Raw genomic sequence first — 18597 nt, 5'->3', positions numbered from 1 at the left:
TTTTGTGCAGGATAAGTATCCAGTGTCGTAAAAGTAACGTTTCTGTCATCGTTCCATAGCTGCTTGATCGCTTTTTAATAAGAAAAATCCTTATTTCTAAGCAGCATTATGTGTTGTTTAAAACAGTTGGTAACATTTACTACGGTCCCTGGTTACAAAATTGTGATATATTGTTCCTGCCGAAACTTCCTGAGGAGGAAGTGTGGAGGATGTAACGATGCAGACCGTGGAGGGGAAGATTGATACGCACGCTGCTTGGGGTGAATTAGGGGTACATAACGCAAGACGAATGTAACAGAGACCTATAGGGTGGTTTCCTCCATCCGAATCCGACAACTAACTTCGCAGGCACAATGAGGGAGGAAGACCATGATTAAGAAGAGAACTATAGCCAAAACAGCAGCAGCCCTGCTGACAGCAGCAATGCTCATTCAGGCCGTTCCAGCTCACGCTGATTCTGTTCACGTGGCCAAAGAAGGGGATACCTTCTATACCTTATCGAAACAATATGGAGTTGGACTGAACACACTGGTAAAAGCAAACAGTGATATTTCGCCTTACAACATTTATGGTGGTTTGAAAATTACGATTCCTGGAAAAGCAAACACGGCCTCGGCTGCTCCAGCAGCGAAGAGCTCTACGGGTGCAAAGACGATTACGACCGCTAGCCTTGATGTGAATGCTGACGATAAAGTCGTTCAAGCCTGGGGCAAAACATTTGATTACAGTAAGTCCATTGATGTGAAAGCAACAGCGTACTCTGCAGCCGCTTCCGAAAATGGTGGATGGGGTGCTGTTGATTACTTCGGCAATCCACTTGAACTCGGCACGATTGCCGTAGATCCTAGTGTGATTCCACTGGGTACAAAGGTTCTTGTTACAGGTCACTCCCATCCGGGGCTGCCTAAGCAGGCATTTGTGGCTACTGCCCGGGATATCGGCGGGGCGATCAAAGGAAAACGAATTGATATTTTCATTCCTGGGAGCCAGAAGTCAGTGAGTACATTCGGTTTTCAGGACGTTGAACTTTATATTTTGAAATAAGTATCAGTGCCAACAAAAGGGTGCCTTTAGTCACGACTAACGTGAAATAAGGGTACCCTTTGTCTTTATTATAACGCGCAAAATGGTTAATTCATAAGGTGTGTGTTTCGTCTAACCAAGCCGAGTATTATTTGCTTTTTGGCAATTGCAGCATTTCGTCCAAAGTCACCAGATTGAACCCCCTGCATCGCAGTTCATCTATAATCTCCGGAAGTGCTCCAATGGTACCGGACAGATTGGAGCCCACGCCTCCGCCCGCATGCTGAAGAATGATGGAGCCTGGCTTGACTGCAGATAAAACATTCTGCTTCACTTGCTCTTTGCTGAGGCCTTTCCAATCCAGCGAATCCACATTCCAGTTGACGATGCTGTATTGCTGTCTTGCGGCCCATTGCAGCTGTTTCTCATTAATGTCCCCGTATGGAGGACGAATCATTTTAGGTGTATACCCGGTCAGTTTATGAATAATGTCACCGGTATGTAGAATTTGTTTGCGAAATGCATTCAAAGACAGCTTACTGAATTCAGGGTGGTTGTAACTGTGGTTTCCAACAATGTGACCTTCCCTAACGATCCGTCTGACGAGGTCGGGATGTTTCTCTGCCCGGTTGCCAACAATAAAAAAGGTCGCTTTTACATTATATTTCTTTAGAATATCCAATACCTGCGGAGTGAAGCGCGGATCAGGCACATCATCAAAAGTCAGTGCTACCTGTCTGGTTGAAGGCCCATTGGTCTTGAATGTATCGGCATATTTCTGCCTGAGCTGACCGAGTGTCAGCTGTTCATCCTCAGATAGATCCGGCTCTGCAGCAGGTATGCTCTCTGGAACGGGTTTTGCCAGCACTTGTCCAGGTAAATAGCTTCCACTCATAAATATAAGGATCAACATGGAGAATGCGATGAGGCGAATACGCATGATATAGCCTCCCTTGTCAGATTGCGTTCTCTTTGGTATGCCCGCGGTGACGGTCCGTTATGCATAAATGTGAGAAGTTTCATTGTCCAATTCAGTCGATAAGCTCATAATTCCACCATTACATATACACACAAAGGATGGGTGGATTAGGATGAGTACGTATGATTTGAAATCAGTTCGTTTGCAGGTCATTGAAGCTGGAGAAGATAAGATATTTTTGGTCACGGGTGGGAAAGCTCATATAGGGGCTGTGGCGACCTTTTATCCGGAAAGAGAACGCGTGGTGGGAACGGCAGTCCATATTCCAGGGCATAAGGAACAGGAATTGTGTGAGCGCCTTGCACGTAAGGCCGCAAATTCTCTTAAGGTGACCGTAACCGTCATTATGGGGATTCATTTTGACGCCATTACACGTGTACAGATCGATGAGATCGTACAGACGGCGGAGAAGCTGCTCGAAGACCATTTAACCCTGGCGAATGATATAAAATAGTAGATTTTGGGTAACCCGGAATCGTGTTTTATGATTTTTTTTGGTAAAATTGAAACGGGATGAAGGTTACCACGTATGTATGATTATATACAAGGATGTAATATCGACTAGGAGGAATACCATAATGTCCATTTTCAAACGTTTGCGTGATTTAACGATGTCTAACATTAATGCCATTATTGACAAGGCAGAAGATCCAATCAAAATGACGGATCAATATATCCGTGATATGCAGGAAGATCTGGAAGATGCAGAAAAGGCTGTTGCACAACAAATCGCGATTGAGAAAAAATTCAAGCAGCTGTTCGAGGAACAGGAAGCATTGGTGAAGAAACGTGAGGAGCAAGCTCATACTGCAGCACGTGCACAGAACATGGATCTGGCTCGCCGGGCTCTGGAAGAGAAAAAAGCTGCCGAAGTAAAAATGGCAGAATATAAAACAAGCTATGATCAGAATAAGGCTGCTGCAGACAATCTGCGCGGCAAGCTGGAAGAAATGCGCAAGCAATTGACACAAATGAAAAATAAGCGCGAAACGCTGGTAGCGCGTTATAACGCAGCAAAAGCACAAACCGAAATCAACAAAGCGCTGAACGGCTTCAGTTCCGATACAGCTAGTGCTGGCATGAAACGTATGGAAGAGAAAATGATGCAAATGGAGGCACAGGCTGAAGCGAGCAACGAAATGTCTTCCAAAGGAAAATCACTGGATGAAGAGTTCGAGAAACTCGGTAAGGATCAGGCCGTTGAGGATGAACTGGCGGCACTCATGAAGCAGTACGAAAATAAGAACTAAACCTTGCATCTCAGGCAGGGTTCACTGGCGGAGGAGAGACAGCGTTTCTCCTTCGCTTTTAAATGCGGTTCATGTTGATAAGTGGGGGCTGTGTAAATGGATTTGAACATTTTGGCGATGCTGGTCTGGACGTTATCTGGCTCGGTTTTGCTTTTTGTTTTGATGTATGTGGATTCATTGTTTACGAAGTATAAGGATTTTGCGGAAGTTAAGGCAGGGAACATGGCGGTTACGACACGGATGGTCATGAAGCTGTTTGCTCAAGGCTATGTGCTTGCCACTTCGATTTCGACTGCGGGTCATCTGGGTGAAGCGCTGCTTGTATCGGTTGTTTCATTTGTCATCCTGCTTATTCTGGAGAGCGTTGTACACTTTATGATTCGCACATGGGCCAATCTTGATCTGGACACAGGAATTCAGCAAGGGAAGACAGGATATGGCTTGTTCTCCGGTGCTTTGCACATTGTGGGCGCATTAATTATTGCAGCTTGTTTATAAGATAACGAACGGGAGTAATGGGTATGAGTGTATGGAAACGGATTAAAGGAATACTAGCCAAACCCGAACCACCACGAGCAGAGAAAACCATGCTGGACCTTGAGCCTGGAGATATCTGTGAGGTCTCGCTCGTTACGTATGAAGTTGTGGGGCGGGTGCAGCATCGTGCCCGAAAAGCGGTGGTACTCACACTGCAGGACGGTACAACGTTTAGACATTTACATGTAGAAGAAAGAGAATTGACGCGTTATTCCCTCTATACGCCAATTGATGGCCGTCTTGACGCACCAGACGAAGTCCCAACCTTACTTGATCTGGACGGACGCGCGTATCATCTGGAGGAAGAATATGGAGGAATGGTTACCACTGCCGGCAGGACACCTTATGGTCAGGCTGGAGAGCAATTGGTTTGGCAGTACCAGTCTGATGATAACATGCTTCTGCGTGTGGAATGGCAAGACAGAAGATTTACTCTGTATGAAGGTGAGTCCATTCTTCCTGCGGATATCAAAGTGATTCGTTCGAGCTAGGAGAGGTTCCAATGAAAAAGCGCATGGCACTTGGATTAAAATTAATGCTGGTCCTCAGCCTTGTCATGTCCCTGTTGTCCGCGTGCGGGATGCCTTCCGTTCAGGACACTTATCCGCTTGAGTCTGTAAGTGGCAGTGGCAATACGACTTCCTATGTGTATCGGGCTGCCGACCGTTCGGTTCCGGAAGTGGCTCAGGAGTTATCCGAACAGCGAAAACCTGATCAGATCTCGGCGGAAAATGAAGAGCGGATGTTCCTGGTGTATCAGGACCAGTATTATCATTTGCAGCAGGACCCGAACAAGAAGGAAGATACCCTAATTGAGGTGGATTCCAAGGAATACGTACGCCAGAATTATGATTCTTCCTTTTTACAGGGCTATTTGACCGCAACGCTCATTGGCAATTTGTTTGATTCCTTTGGCGGCAGCGGATACGGAAAGTACAGAGGGTACACCGATCGTGATACGTACAAACCGAATCAAGGTACTTATCGTGCACCAACAAGCAATGACAAAAAGGCAGCTCCACCCATTACGGTTGATCGAAAAGGATCCATTACCCGGCGGGGAGGAGACACTGATACTAGTGTAGGTTCAGGCGGTGGATTGTTTAGCCGTAAAAAGGAACCGAGCACCGGTACCGTCGAACGTAACAAGAGCGGTGGATTGTTCAATTCACCAAAGAGCTCTTATAAGAAACCCAAAACAAGGGTAGGCGGCGGACGAATCATGAGGCGAAGGTAAAGACGAGATTTGCCAGCCGTAAGAGTTTATAGAGAACAGCCACAAGGTAAGGCAGAATAAATGCTGCCATGCGCAAGCTCACCTTGTGGCTGTTCTTTTTGTTTTATATTAGGAAGTATCGTTTGAATTAGGATCTGCGAACGTGATTGGATTTGCGTGTCCGGGGAATGGTGGAAGGTGGCTGTTTGCGAATCCAGCGAACAAAAGGGGCCATTCGTTCATTCTCTCGTAGTGCCTGAAGTTCTGTTAAATGGAGACGGATGAGATCCTGGTTGGTAAACAGCGAATGGATTTGTTTATGACACGGGATACATAGAGCAGCAGTAGGCATGAAAGTACCGCCCATTTCCTTGGGCGTGAGATGATGAACTGTTGTTTCCACAGGCTCTCTACCGCATAATTCGCATCGGTTGCTCATATCTGCTCCTCCGTTCTTACCCCTATTATGGGCATAAGCTCTCAGTTTCATGTTACCCTTGAGGCGAGTACTTGTCACACCCCTGCTTTCACGCTACACTTTCTTAAACAAGTTCTGTCCCAAGGAGGTCCGTTTCATTTTGAGAATCAATACACATTCAGATGATATGACAAGTGCCAAATTCAACCGTACAGCCGTTCAGGTCGAAGCTGCTCAGGCCAGAATATCACCTCATGTTACTACAGCTTTAGTTGAAAAAGTAACCTTGGAATCTTCGCATGGACGAACGCTGGCAAAAACGATTCATGCTCCGCATCCATACCCTTTCTTCAGAAGGTCAGGTATGGATGGTTATGCGATTGTCAGCAGTGACACAACCCATGCGTCCAGCGATGAACAGGTATGGCTGCGTGTCGTTGATGAAATTCCATGTGGATATACATCGGATGTACCCATCACTCCAGGCACCACTGCGCGGATCATGACAGGTGCACAAGTGCCTGAAGGAGCAGATGCCGTTGTTATGCTGGAGATGACCGAAAGCAGGGAACAGGATGGAGAACAATGGATTGCATTGAAACGCCATATCCAGCCCAATGCCAATATAACGCCAATTGGACTGGAGGTTCAGGAAGGTCAACTGCTGCTTGAAGCCGGAACGATCATCCAGGCAGGAGAACAATCCGTATTGGCTACTTTTGGTGTGGCCGATGTACCGGTGTTTAGACGTCCGAAAGTCGCCATTTTTGCAACGGGAACGGAATTGCTGGAGGTGCATGAGCCTTTGCAGCCTGGACGCATTCGTAACAGCAACAGTTATATGCTCCGATCCTTGGTGGTGGAGGCAGGTGGCGAACCTGTGATGTATGGATCCATCGCCGATGATGTGGATACGGCTCGTGCTAAACTGGCAGAAGCAGTCGAGCATAACGATATTGTCGTCACCACAGGAGGCGTCTCGGTCGGGGATTATGACATTATGGGTGATCTGGTACGGGAAGGCAACATGGAGATGCTGTTTAATAAAGTGACGATGCGACCAGGAAGTGTTACGACAGCTGCGGTTGTTGGTGGGAAGTTACTATTTGCCTTATCCGGTAACCCGGGAGCTTGTTTTGTAGGATTCGGACTGTTCGTGCGGCCTACTATTCGCATGATGCAAAACGATGCCCAGCCTTATTTGGAAGAGTGGACAGCCACATTGGATCAAGAATATACAAAAGTGAACAATTTTACACGATTCGTACGGGGGCGCATAGAGATCCGGAATGGCAGGGTATTTGCGAAGCCCGCTGCGTCACGAGTGGATGAGTCCAGCGTCATGATTACCATCAAGGACAGTGATTGTCTGATCATCATTCCCCCTGACAAGAAAGGGATTGCTGCAGGTGAACAGGTACGCATACTCAAGCTGCCAAGTGGACAGGTGAGGTAGGGCTCATGGCCAACAAGAGGACACTTCCACACATTGTGCAGATCGTGGGATACAAAAATACGGGGAAAAGCACCTTAACTGCAGAACTCACGAGATATCTTTCTTCGAAAGGGTTACGGGTTGCCGTCATTAAGCATGATGGACACGATCATTTCCAGATGGATCATGAAGGAACCGATTCATATCGTTTCCATCAGGCGGGAGCCTCCGCCGTGGTAGTAATGTCGGAGAAGCGAACGGCTGTCATCGAGCAGCAGCCAACCAATCTGGAGACAATGCTGAGTCGTCTATCGGATTATGACTGGATTCTGATCGAAGGATACAAAGCAGCATCCTACCCCAAACTGGTAATGATTCGTGAGGAACAGCATGTGGCGATACTTCAGAAGCTAAAGGGAGTGATGGCGGTTGTTTCCTGGTTTCCGAGAGAAACCTTGCATTCTGCGGGGAGTGAACCTGATCTGATAAGCGAGGTGGTTTGGCACGCTGTGCAGGAACCGGGACTTATTGCCCGATGGTTGCTGGAACATGTGAATTTAGCGCAGTCATGAGCCGGAAAGTATTTGGTGTGATCGAAAGAATAATGCAGTTTCATTTCAGCAAACTCTACCATATTCGTTATCATAGATGTATTGAATAAGCGAAAAAACAGCGGATATTTTTACTGGTTATCAGTAAAAAGTATCCGCCGTTTAATTGGTATGGGCGTCTCCTATGAACCCGTACCTTCCGAACGACGCTCAATGGCTTCAGACATCGTTTTGTCCGTAAGATGTGCATAGATTTCGGTCGTTTCTGTCGAAGCATGCCCAAGCTGTTCCTTGGTTTTATAGATGTCGTTTTGCAGGTAATAGTCTGTCGCAAAGGAATGCCGCAGCTTATGCACCGTCAAATACGGTTTGCCAAAACATTTGGCATATTTCATAATCATGGCTTGAATCGCTCGTTTGGTCATACGGCTGCCTTCGGATTCACCGTTACGAAGCGCAATGAATAATCCTTTTTCCCGTTTGGGTGTGCGATACCTTGATTGCCGGAGCTGCATGTAGTTGGCTAGTTCATCCTTGGCCTGCTCCCTGAAATATACGGGTGTTTTGAACGTTTCATCATTGTTACCTTTGCGGTAAACATATAACAGCTTGTTGTTCAAATCCAGATCATCGACATTCAGGTTAACCACTTCGGATACACGTAGTCCGGAATTCAGAATAAGACTGGCGATGCAGGCATCCCGTTCTTTGTTGAGTTCATGGGAATAGAGGGCTTGTTTGTTTTTTTGCATGTCGACTGCATATCCCTCGAGGATATATCCGATAAACTCAAGCAGCTCCTCATCCTCTAACAGTTTTCCTTTGAGCTTCGCTGCGGTGTCCTTTGGTTTATGTGTACGTTTGATCTCAATCTTGGCCATAATATTTCGCTTCAGCAGCGGATAGAAATCTTCATCTTCGGCAATTTGGCTCAAATAATGAAAGAGGGAGCGCAGAGAGGACAGTTTGCGGGATACCGTAATTCTCGAATTGGCTCCTTCGCGTTTAGTTGCGAGGAACAATCGGAACGAGGTTACCGAATCCATTCGTAATACTTCGAGTTCAGTTAACGTCACTTCGCGGTTAGACTCAGCCTGGGACAAACCTTCAGCACGCAGCCAACTGAAAAAAGTATCATAATCCCTTAAGTACTCCAGCAGGGTAGAAGGTGATAAATCGGGAAGCTTATAGTCAATGAATTGCTGAACGAACCAAGGCATGGAAGGCAGTTTGTCATCCAGCTTGCGTCGATCAATCTCTTTTTGCACATTGGTCAAGTTCGGCACCTCCTGGTTAATTCTTCTTCGAATAGTCTATGTCCTATTGTACCATAATTTGCTTGGTCACAGCCTGTTCACGGAATAGGGCAAAGGAGAGCGGTATTCTTGCCCTTCGCGGTACAAACCTTTAAAGTAACTAGTATAAGTTAAGCAGAGGAGGTGAACCGGATGAATATGCAAATCGAGCTGGTTCCCCGGGAACGGAGTCAGGTAATTCGGCATTTAATGCAGTTTTATCTATATGATTTTACAAAATACCTGAATATCGATGTGGACAGCAATGGCATTTTTCCGGAGTATCCCGGTTTGGAAGCATTTTGGGAGGAGGAAGGGCGTAAATTTGCTTTTCTCATCACATGTGATGGAGCCCCGGCGGGTTTTGCACTGGTGGAACGCTTCGAGCCTGGCAGCAAGGATAACGATTATTATTTGACCGAGTTCTTTGTCATGCAAAAATATCGGCGGAGCGGGATAGGGACTCAAGCCGCACACGAGCTGTTTCATCGTTTTCCGGGAAGATGGAAAGTAACGCAGGTGCGCAACAATGTGATCGCTCAGGCGTTCTGGAGGAAAGTGATCGGAGCCTACACAGGAGGAAGATTTCGTGAGAAATTTCATCCGGAACTCGGTAATCCGAGCCAGTTTTTTGTAACGTAAAAGTGTGTGAGGACCTGATCGACTGTCACTATACATACTGTATTGAATTAGGAGCATGTGACACGATTAGATCCGATATTTCATGGACAAGAGAAGATGTCATTTTTCTTATACGGATTTTAAATGTTTATTGGATAAATAGATCTAAAGTGGGTGCGTTGTTCGTCTAACGGGTAATAACCCTTAGAGTTGTCAATCTTTCATAAGTTGTACCTATATTATCGAAGCTCGGAGGAATCAATCATGGAACTGCGCGAATATGGAAACACAGGCATGAAAGTAAGCACGCTCGGATTTGGCGGATCCGAAATCGGAAGCAACGTATCCAAACAAGACGTGGAAACACTTCTGAATACCGCTTTGGATGCCGGATTGAATGTCATTGATACCGCCGAATGTTATGGGGACAGTGAGGAACTGATCGGGGATGTACTTTCGCATCGGCGTGATGATTATTATTTGTTTACCAAATGCGGACATGCTGCCGGGGTGGATGGACCTGATTGGGACGCCAAGGTACTGGAGCAAACGATTGACCGCAGTCTGAGAAGACTCAAAACGGAGTATGTGGATGTCATTCATTTGCATAGCTGCTCTGAAGAAGTTCTTCGGCAAGGGGCGGTAATTGAAGTGCTGCAGCGCGCCAAGGAAGCCGGAAAGACCAGGTTTATCGGGTACAGTGGGGACACAACGGACGCGTTATACGCGATTGAAACCGGGGTGTTCGACAGTTTGGAAACTTCGCTAAATATTGCAGACCAGGAAGCGATTGATTTGACATTGCCGGAGGCGAGAAAAAGAAACATAGGCGTCATTGCCAAACGACCGATTGCCAATGCGGCATGGACGTTTGACACGCTCCCCGAAGATGCCTATCCATTCGTATATTGGAGACGGTTGCAGGAGCTGGGCTACGGTTTTATTGCAGGTAATGATGTACAAGCGGCGGTTGAAACGGCCCTTCGTTTCACGTTAAGTACGGAGGGCGTCGATACAGCGATTGTTGGAACAACGAAGCCCAACCGGTGGCAGCAAAATGCTGATCTGGTCGCAAAAGGTGCTCTTCCGCAGGAACTGTACGATGAAATCAGGACAAGATGGAAGGAAGTCGCCGGACCGGATTGGACCGGACGTACGTAATGGAAGAATGGAGCGAACGGTTCGACAGAGAACCGTCGATTTTGGAAAGCCGCCCTCGGGCGGCTTTTTTTAGTGGGATCGGAGCACCCAAGCTAAGGGAGGCATGCAAAAACAATGGAAGAAGATTTTGAAAATAAAATAATTATAATATTACAACATATGAAAAATTCACAACAACAAACACTCTTCGTGTATCCGCGCTGGATTTAGTTAAAGTGTATGCCTGTCACGAGAAAAAGGGCGAGGAATAGGCCTAAATGTAAAAGTCAAGTCTGTTTTCCAAATAAAATGTCCCTCTAATAAGTCCACGAGCCGTATAATAGAATTCATATGTTTATAAGAACATGTAAAATCAGGAGTGGTCAACAAGGGGGAACAGCATGGCTTCACAGTTAAAACAAATTCATCCACTGGCGTGGACGATTATCGTGGGTACCATCTTTGGACGTATGGCGACATCCATGAGCATTCCGTTTCTGTCCATCTATTTGACACAGCAGATGGGGGCGTCGCCAACTCAGACAGGCATAATCGTGGCCGTGAGCGCGCTTGTCGGTGTTTTTGCCAGCTTCTATGGTGGATACATCTCTGACCGGATTGGCCGTAAAAAAGTATTGTTCATGTCAGTATTTGGCTGGGCGCTCGTATTTATTGGGTTTGCCCTATCGGACCAGATCTGGCTGTTCTTTATCATGAATGCACTCAACGGCATTTGCCGGGCGTTATTTGAACCGACATCCAGAGCGTTATTATCGGATATCACACCACCATCAAGCAAGCTGCTTGTATTCAATCTGAGGTATGCAGCGATAAATCTGGGTGTAGTATTTGGACCGCTGCTGGGACTGTATTTGGGATTATCGGATTCCAATTTGTCCTTTCTGGTGGCTGGAGGAGTATACATAGCTTACGGTATTCTATTAATTGTTCAGTTTATTCTTCATCCTCTGAAGCGGGATGAGCAGAGTTTGGGGACGGCGGAGCCGATCCGTTTGAAACAAGCATTCCGGATAACAAGTGGAGATCCTGTCTTTATGTTTGTTTTGATTGGGACTATTTTTTGTGTGCTCGGGTACGGACACTTTAGCTCGACGCTACCTCAGTTCATGGCGATTAACCCGAATATAACTGATGGTGCGAAATGGTTTGGATACATGCTTTCCTTAAACGCAGTGGTTGTTATCGCCGTTCAATTTCCGGTGGTTCGTATCGCGAGTCGCTTTCCACCTGTAGTGCCGCTCATTACAGGCAATATTATGGTATCTGTCAGTCTGCTGCTGTTTGGGTTGGCGCAAAGCCCATGGATGCTGGTCGCGGCAGTTGTCATTTTTACGGTAGGAGAAGTACTCATGTTCACCTTGATGGATGTTCTGGTGGATCGGATTGCGAAGCCGGAACTGAAAGGCACATATTTCGGCATGATCGGATTCAACAATCTGGGCAATGTCAGTGCTCCAATCCTGGGCGGCTTTTTACTGGACAGCTTCGGGGCTAACGAGCCAATGCTTGTCTTTGCACCAATTGCAATAAGTGCTGTATGCGGAGTGCCTTTTTTGTGGATAGCACATCAACGTTTGCAGGCGAGAGAACAGCAACAAACGATGGAAAACGCACTGGGAAACTAGTCGGATGCGTATATGAAAAATTCAAGAACCTTCAAATCACTTTAATGTGATTCCGAAGGTTCTTTTTTAGCTCTATAATTATAATATTTCAACATATGAAAAATTCACAACAATAAAACCATTTTCCGTACCTAGTTTCGATCTGCAATCAAGCTGCGCTTGCACTCCCCAAATGTTAAAACGAACTTCATTATCCATGAATAAAAGTCAACAAAAAATATTCGAGAATCTAACGAAAGTAGAATGAAAGTAGATTGTATCCATATTTGGAAACTTCAATAACGACGTTGATGGGTGTCATGATAGTGCTGCATTCGCGGCTTTTTTTGTAGTTCATGTTCAGTTCATATGGATGACACGGGCAGTACATTTTCCTTCAGTACACTTATCTTGACGCCACCTGATGGTAGCCAACACAGAAAAAAACAGGAGATGATAATTTTGTCCATCAAGAAACGAACTTTAATTACAGCCGTAACGCTGGTGTTTACCACACTTGCTCCAATGTCTGCTATGGCTGTGCCGGTAAGTAACGTCAACGATGTTACGTACGAGATGACTACAAAAGCAGTGATGGAGAAAGCCCAAATTCTTACCGAAAACTATGGCACAACAAGCGTGCAGTATGCACTCATAGATGATGGTGAAATCGTAATTTCCGGGCAAGCCGGCAAGAATGACATGAATAACGCTGTACCTCTTACCGCAGATACGATCTATGGCATAGGTTCAACCAGCAAAATGGTAGTTACTACTGCTGTGATGAAGCTGGTCGATGAAGGGGAAATCGATCTGGATGTACCAGTCATACATTATGTCCCTGATTTCAAAATGGAGGATGAACGTTACAAAGAAATCACGGCGCGAATGCTGTTGAATCATTCCTCCGGACTTCCTGGAACTTCAAGCAGCAGTGCGATCCTGTTCGGGGATAAAGATACTTACGCACATGATACATTGTTGGATCAACTCGCAACGCAAAAGCTGAAGGCAGACCCCGGAGCATATTCGGTTTACAGTAACGACGGCTTTTCGTTAGCCGAGATTCTGGTTGAGCGAATTAGTGGAATGAGTTTTACTGCATACATGCACCGCTATATTACCGTGCCTTTGGGGATGAACAACACCAAAACGCCACAGGATCTGATTAGTGACAACAAAATGGCCGTGACGTATTCAGCCCTGCACAACGGACAACTTCCACAAGAAAATACAAATATGATTGCTTCGGGAGGCATTTATTCCACAGCCGAAGACTTGGTTCAATTTGCGCAAATTTTCACGGGAGAGGTCGAAGGTATTCTCTCGAGTGAATCGGCAGAAGCCATGGCAGAAGAAGAATACAAGAATGGCATGTGGCCGGAAGATGCAGATTCGTCAATTTCTTATGGTTTGGGCTGGGATAGTGTAAACCTTTTCCCTTTCAATGAATACGGCATCCAGGCCGTTGCCAAAGGCGGAAATACGATTTCGTATCATTCCTCTTTAATTGTGCTTCCGGAATACAACATGGCTGCAGCCGTCACCTCATCGGGAGGAACAAGCACAACGGATCAATTGATTGCAACGGAACTGCTGCTTGGTGCACTTGAGGAGAAGGATATCATTACGGAACGAAAGCCGGATAAGTCATTCGGGACGCCTGTAAGCGCAACGATGCCTAAGGGATTATCAGCGTATTCGGGCATCTATGGAGGTGGAGCCAGCTCGCTACTGAATATTGATGTGCAGGCTGATGGACAACTAACTTTGTCCGCGCCTTTAACACCGAATAGTGCTGAACAAAAGTACACATATACCACAGATGGAACTTTTACCAATGATGAAGGTACGGAAAAATTGATGTTCGTTGAAGAAGATAATGGGAATATCTATTTATGGTCACGCTCGTATCAGTCCATGCCTGGGCTTGGGCAGATCGCTTCTTCCGAATACAAGGCTGAGAAGCTGGAAACGACTGAACTGTCCCCGGATGTTGCGGCAGCCTGGCAGAAACGTGAAGGTAAGAATTACTTTCTTGTGAATGAGAAATACACTTCAACGGTATATGACAGTGCTACACCGATCATCCCGATTCACCTCTTTGACGAGATGCCAGGCTTGGTATACACCAATACAATCATAGACGCCAACCACGCTGAGAACCAGCTGCAAATCCCCGGTTTGGCCGGACGTGATACGATGGTATACGAATTCTTCAAGGAAAACGGAGTGGAATATGTCTCAGCAGGGGGCAAAGTTTATGCGAGCCAGGACGCAGTGAAGCCGCTCTATTCCGGAAATCAGTCGAAGACAACGATCCAGACGAATGGTTATGCCACTTGGTACTCGATCCCGGCGACAGCCGCAGGTAAGGTTATGACGGTCCAAATGCCTTCAAAAGGTGCTTTTACCGTGTATAATCCAGCGGGTATTTCCATTAATCACACCGTGGTCAGCGGTCAAAACGAGGTGGTTCTTCCTGATAATGGCATCATAGTTTTTGCTGGTGATATCGGTTCAGTATTTGAAATTACACTCGCCAGCAACGAGAATTAAACAACGGAAATAATCATTGAAACGGACAGAAAGTCACGTCAACCGTGGCTTTTTGTCTTCGAATAATCAAAAGCATTAGGAAACACAAAAAAACTTGGATAAATTCCCAGTAAAAAAATGATTGTCAAATAAAAAGAGATGTGATAATTTAATGTCTGTAACCGGTTACACATAAGGAGAACAAATTCATGACAACAATCAAAGACGTAGCGAATTGGGCTGGTGTATCAGTAGCCACCGTATCTCGGGTTATCAATGACAGGGGTTATGTACATGCGGATACTCGCAAGAAAGTAGAAGATGCCGTGAAGGCGCTTAACTTCTCCCCTAATGAAGTAGCTCGCTCATTATATAAACGTAAGTCCAAACTGATTGGTCTGCTGCTGCCGGATATTGCAAACCCTTACTTCCCACAGTTAGCTAGGGGTGTAGAGGATCGGATGCAGGAGCAGGATTTCAGGCTGATATTCGGAAATAGTGATGAGGATGAATCGAAGGAGCAGGATTACATCCAGACGTTTGTCCAAAATAACGTAGTCGGTGTGATTTCATCCACGAACTACCCTCATTCTCCAATATATGAAAAATTAAAAATACCTGTGGTGTTTCTTGACAGGACTGCATTCGATAGTCCTTCGGTCTATGCGGACGGAAGAGAGGGCGGACGATTGGCCGCGAGAGAGATCATCAAGCGCGGTAGTCGTCGGATAACCGTTATGCAGGGTCCCTCACATATCAAACCAGCACAGGACCGGTTCGAGGGAGCCATTGAAATCATCCGGGATGCCGGATTGGATTACCATGTGATTCAGACGACCTCGTTCTCTTTTAACGAAGCGGGATTGTGGGCAGAAGAGCTGTTCAGCAAATATGCTGACACGGATGGGGTCATTGCCAGCAATGACATTGCAGCTATGGCAGTACTGCATGAGGCTTCGCGAATCGGGAGAAAGGTTCCTGACGATGTGCAGGTAATCGGCTTCGACGACATTCCGATGAGCAGCCTGTTATCACCCGCATTGTCAACCATTCGCCAGCCTGCTTACGAGATGGGCAGGGAAGCGGCGGGATTACTTATCGGGCTTGTGGAACAAGCTCCAATCGAGAACAAAAACATACAGATGCCCGTAAGTTTTATCGAACGAGGCACAACGAGAAAGGTGAATTCAGATGGCTAAAATATGCGTAATTGGAAGCAGTTCCATGGATCTGGTCGTTACTTCTTCAAGACGTCCGGGGGCGGGTGAAACCGTCCTCGGGGAAAGTTTCAAAACGGTACCTGGCGGTAAGGGGGCCAATCAGGCGGTTGCTGCTGCAAGACTGGGTGGTGAGGTAACGATGATTGGCCGGGTAGGAGACGATGCTTTTGGTCAAGACATTTTGAATAATTTCAAAGCAAATGGTGTAAATACGCAAAATGTGAAACCGGTTACACATTCGGAAAGCGGAACGGCTCATATCATACTGGCGGAAGGCGATAATAGCATTGTTTTTGTTGAAGCTGCCAATCGTGAAGTCACTCCCGAGTATGTTGATCAAGCGGCGGAAGTGATCCGCAATGCCGATATCGTACTGATCCAGCAGGAAATTCCGGAAGAAACCGTTGTCCGTGTGAGCAGCCTGTGTGCTGAATACGGAACGCCACTGCTGCTTAATCCGGCTCCAGCGAGAACAGTGCCGCAGGAAGTCATTGACAATGCCGCCTACATCACGCCGAACGAGCATGAAGCCGAAATTCTCTTTCAAGGCATGAGCCCGGCTGAAGCATTGCGCAAATACCCTAACAAGCTGTTCATAACCGAAGGCAGCAAGGGTGTTCGTTACTTTGACGGAGCAGAAGAAATCCTTGTGCCAACATATAAGGTGGAGGCCGTGGATACCACCGGTGCAGGGGATACATTTAATGCTGCATTTGCGGTCGCCTTAGCGGAAGGCAAACCGCTGCAGGAGAGCATACGGTTCGCCAATCGTGCCGCATCGTTGTCCGTGACCAAATTTGGAGCACAGGGCGGCATGCCGACGAGAGACGAAGTGGAGGAGAGTTTATCATGAAAAGAAATGGCATACTAAATAGTCACATCTCTAAAATACTATCTGATTTAGGCCATACGGACATGATTGCCATTGCGGATGCGGGTCTCCCCGTTCCGGAAGGGGTGCTCAAGATTGATGTGGCTCTGAAACTCGGAACGCCAAGCTTTCAGGAAGTAGTTGAATTGATTGCTGACGACATGGTCATTGAGAGAGTAATCGTGGCAGAAGAGATCAAGGAAGGCAATCCGGAAGCTCTGAAGTTCGTTACAGATAAATTTGGCAACGATGCGATTGATGCTTCCATCAACCACGAACAATTCAAAGCACTAACCCGGCAGGTTAAGGCGGTTGTTCGCACAGGTGAAGCTACACCCTATGCCAATTGCATTTTACAAGCAGGAGTCCATTTTGGTTAAAAGGAGGTTGCATGATGCATATTCAGATGCACAACATTCATAAAGCATTTGGCACCAACCAGGTACTAAGCGGAGTGGATTTCGAACTGAGGGAAGGCGAAGTTCATGCCCTGATGGGTGAGAATGGAGCCGGCAAATCCACGCTGATGAACATTTTGATCGGACTTCACCAGCGTGACCAGGGAACGATCTCCATTGATGATAAGGAAACCTACTTTGGCAGTCCGAAGGAAGCAGAGAAGTTAGGTATCGCATTTATTCATCAGGAGCTTCACGTTTGGCCCGAAATGACGGTGCTTGATAATCTTTTCATTGGTAAGGAGATGACATCTTCCTTAGGGTTGCTCAATACAAAACAAATGAAAGCGCTCGCTTCAGAACAATTCGCCAAGCTGTCGGTACAAATCCCGCTCGAACGGCCTGCAGGAGAATGCTCCGTTGGACAGCAGCAGATGATAGAAATCGCCAAGGCGCTGATGACGGATGCGAAGGTCATTATTATGGATGAACCCACTGCAGCGTTAACGGAACGCGAAATTCAGAAGTTGTTTGATGTGATTACTGCACTGAAGAAAAACGGAGTATCCATCGTGTATATTTCTCACCGTATGGAGGAGATCTTCACCATCTGCGACCGGATCACGGTCATGCGGGATGGCAGGACGGTAGATACCCAGCCGATTCCTGAGACAAGCTTCGATGAAGTGGTGCGGAAAATGGTTGGACGGGAGCTGACCGAGCGATATCCGGCTCGTAATCCTTCGTATGGTGAAGTGGTTCTGGAAGTGCGGGACGCAAGCATTAAGGGATTGTTCCAACATGTCAGCTTCAACGTAAGAGCAGGTGAGATTGTTGGTTTCTCCGGACTCATGGGTTCGGGCGAACAGAGATCATGAGAGCGATCTTTGGTCTGGATACCCTGGACAGTGGAGAAGTCTTGGTCCGTGGCAAAAAAGCAAACATTCGTAAACCTTCGGATGCAGTGAAACACGGCATCGGTTTTATCACAGAAGATCGTAAGGATGAAGGGCTTGTACTGGACTTCTCGATTCGGGAAAACATGGCGCTGACCAATCTGTTCAGCTTCTCCAGTAAAGGGTTCATTTCAACTCCAAAAGAACAGGAATTCGTTGATACCCTGATCAAGCGTCTGCAGATCAAGACGCAATCTTCGGAGACAGCTGCGCGTAACCTATCAGGGGGCAACCAGCAGAAGGTTGTTATTGCCAAATGGGTGGGCATCGGACCAAGCGTGCTCATTCTGGATGAACCAACGAGAGGTGTGGATGTCGGAGCGAAGCGTGAAATCTATCAGTTGATGAATGAGCTGACAGAACGCGGCGTCGCCATCATCATGGTATCTTCGGAGCTTCCTGAAGTACTCGGTATGAGTGACCGAATTGTGGTTGTGCATGAAGGGCAGATCAGCGGAGAGCTGGCCAGGGAAGAAGCAACACAGGAAAACATTATGACATTGGCCACAGGGGGACAGTGAAAT

The 18597-nt window shown here is 46.7% G+C and carries 18 protein-coding genes, 1 pseudogene and 1 riboswitch; of the genes and pseudogenes, 16 read left to right on the top strand and 3 right to left on the bottom strand.

Going from position 1 to position 18597, the window contains the following annotated elements; all coding sequences use genetic code 11:
- Positions 1-167: 167 nt before the first annotated feature.
- A riboswitch (cyclic di-AMP (ydaO/yuaA leader) is annotated at positions 168-367 on the top strand.
- Positions 368-369: 2 nt separating this feature from the next.
- Entirely contained in the window at positions 370-1044 is a 675-nt protein-coding gene (locus GUA98_RS09115) for a 3D domain-containing protein (protein WP_153978997.1), read from the top strand.
- A 127-nt stretch (positions 1045-1171) separates the two neighbouring features.
- On the opposite strand, the gene GUA98_RS09110 is transcribed toward GUA98_RS09115, so the two are convergent.
- Complete coding sequence (locus GUA98_RS09110; RefSeq protein WP_415753014.1) at positions 1172-1966, bottom strand: polysaccharide deacetylase family protein; 795 nt, start codon at positions 1964-1966, stop codon at positions 1172-1174.
- A gap of 148 nt (positions 1967-2114) precedes the next feature.
- On the opposite strand from GUA98_RS09110, the gene GUA98_RS09105 reads away from it, so the two are divergent.
- The 5 genes from GUA98_RS09105 to GUA98_RS09085 all read left to right on the top strand — a co-directional run bounded on the left by GUA98_RS09105 (position 2115) and on the right by GUA98_RS09085 (position 5026).
- The gene (locus tag GUA98_RS09105) at positions 2115-2456 is read left to right on the top strand and encodes a hypothetical protein (protein ID WP_183519055.1); all 342 of its coding nucleotides are present in this window, start codon (positions 2115-2117) and stop codon (positions 2454-2456) included.
- A 124-nt stretch (positions 2457-2580) separates the two neighbouring features.
- Positions 2581-3252: a PspA/IM30 family protein gene (locus GUA98_RS09100; RefSeq protein ID WP_183519057.1), complete on the top strand. Its 672-nt coding sequence runs from the start codon at positions 2581-2583 to the stop codon at positions 3250-3252.
- A 96-nt stretch (positions 3253-3348) separates the two neighbouring features.
- A complete protein-coding gene (locus GUA98_RS09095) occupies positions 3349-3750 on the top strand; it encodes a DUF350 domain-containing protein (protein WP_095286503.1) in 402 nt (133 codons plus the stop codon).
- A 23-nt stretch (positions 3751-3773) separates the two neighbouring features.
- Complete coding sequence (locus GUA98_RS09090; RefSeq protein WP_095286504.1) at positions 3774-4280, top strand: DUF4178 domain-containing protein; 507 nt, start codon at positions 3774-3776, stop codon at positions 4278-4280.
- Between the two features lie 11 nt (positions 4281-4291).
- Positions 4292-5026, top strand: coding sequence for a DUF4247 domain-containing protein (locus tag GUA98_RS09085; RefSeq protein WP_095286505.1), 735 nt, complete (start codon positions 4292-4294; stop codon positions 5024-5026).
- A gap of 127 nt (positions 5027-5153) precedes the next feature.
- Here the strand turns inward: GUA98_RS09085 and GUA98_RS09080 are convergent, their stop codons facing one another.
- Entirely contained in the window at positions 5154-5444 is a 291-nt protein-coding gene (locus GUA98_RS09080) for an HNH endonuclease (RefSeq protein WP_193722787.1), read from the bottom strand.
- A 166-nt stretch (positions 5445-5610) separates the two neighbouring features.
- Here GUA98_RS09080 and glp point away from each other — a divergent pair, with 166 nt between their 5' ends.
- Together glp and mobB are read left to right on the top strand one after the other, a co-directional pair.
- Positions 5611-6879 carry a gephyrin-like molybdotransferase Glp gene (gene glp, locus GUA98_RS09075; protein ID WP_193722882.1) on the top strand — a complete coding sequence of 423 codons (1269 nt, stop codon included), beginning with the start codon at positions 5611-5613 and terminating at the stop codon, positions 6877-6879.
- A gap of 5 nt (positions 6880-6884) precedes the next feature.
- The gene (gene mobB, locus GUA98_RS09070; RefSeq protein WP_193722786.1) at positions 6885-7430 is read left to right on the top strand and encodes a molybdopterin-guanine dinucleotide biosynthesis protein B; all 546 of its coding nucleotides are present in this window, start codon (positions 6885-6887) and stop codon (positions 7428-7430) included.
- Positions 7431-7591: 161 nt separating this feature from the next.
- Here mobB and xerS read toward each other — a convergent pair whose 3' ends face one another.
- The gene (xerS, locus tag GUA98_RS09065; RefSeq protein WP_095357422.1) at positions 7592-8686 is read right to left on the bottom strand and encodes a tyrosine recombinase XerS; all 1095 of its coding nucleotides are present in this window, start codon (positions 8684-8686) and stop codon (positions 7592-7594) included.
- A 171-nt stretch (positions 8687-8857) separates the two neighbouring features.
- On the opposite strand from xerS, the gene GUA98_RS09060 reads away from it, so the two are divergent.
- From GUA98_RS09060 to GUA98_RS09025, 8 genes and pseudogenes are all read left to right on the top strand, one after another.
- Positions 8858-9346, top strand: a complete 489-nt coding sequence (locus tag GUA98_RS09060) for a GNAT family N-acetyltransferase (protein ID WP_127536748.1) — start codon at positions 8858-8860, stop codon at positions 9344-9346.
- Positions 9347-9589: 243 nt separating this feature from the next.
- Positions 9590-10486 (top strand): aldo/keto reductase, encoded by an 897-nt coding sequence (locus GUA98_RS09055; RefSeq protein ID WP_193722785.1) that lies wholly within the window; start codon positions 9590-9592, stop codon positions 10484-10486.
- 380 nt (positions 10487-10866) lie between these two features.
- On the top strand, positions 10867-12111 hold the full coding sequence (locus GUA98_RS09050; protein WP_193722784.1) for an MDR family MFS transporter: 1245 nt from the start codon (positions 10867-10869) through the stop codon (positions 12109-12111).
- 432 nt (positions 12112-12543) lie between these two features.
- Positions 12544-14649, top strand: coding sequence for a serine hydrolase domain-containing protein (locus GUA98_RS09045; protein WP_193722783.1), 2106 nt, complete (start codon positions 12544-12546; stop codon positions 14647-14649).
- 188 nt (positions 14650-14837) lie between these two features.
- Positions 14838-15827: a LacI family DNA-binding transcriptional regulator gene (locus GUA98_RS09040; RefSeq protein ID WP_193722782.1), complete on the top strand. Its 990-nt coding sequence runs from the start codon at positions 14838-14840 to the stop codon at positions 15825-15827.
- Positions 15820-16701 (top strand): ribokinase, encoded by an 882-nt coding sequence (gene rbsK / locus GUA98_RS09035; RefSeq protein ID WP_193722781.1) that lies wholly within the window; start codon positions 15820-15822, stop codon positions 16699-16701. Before GUA98_RS09040 ends, rbsK begins: the two co-directional genes overlap by 8 nt.
- The gene (gene rbsD, locus GUA98_RS09030; protein WP_193722780.1) at positions 16698-17099 is read left to right on the top strand and encodes a D-ribose pyranase; all 402 of its coding nucleotides are present in this window, start codon (positions 16698-16700) and stop codon (positions 17097-17099) included. The genes rbsK and rbsD overlap by 4 nt, the downstream gene beginning before the upstream one ends.
- A 14-nt stretch (positions 17100-17113) precedes the next feature.
- Positions 17114-18594 (top strand): annotated as a pseudogene (locus GUA98_RS09025) (sugar ABC transporter ATP-binding protein).
- The last annotated feature ends 3 nt before the right edge of the window (positions 18595-18597 follow it).

Origin of the sequence: Paenibacillus sp. P13VS (genome assembly GCF_015143645.1) — a bacterium.
In the GTDB taxonomy this organism is placed as follows: domain Bacteria; phylum Bacillota; class Bacilli; order Paenibacillales; family Paenibacillaceae; genus Paenibacillus; species Paenibacillus xylanilyticus_A.
This window is presented reverse-complemented; position numbering and strand designations above follow the sequence as displayed.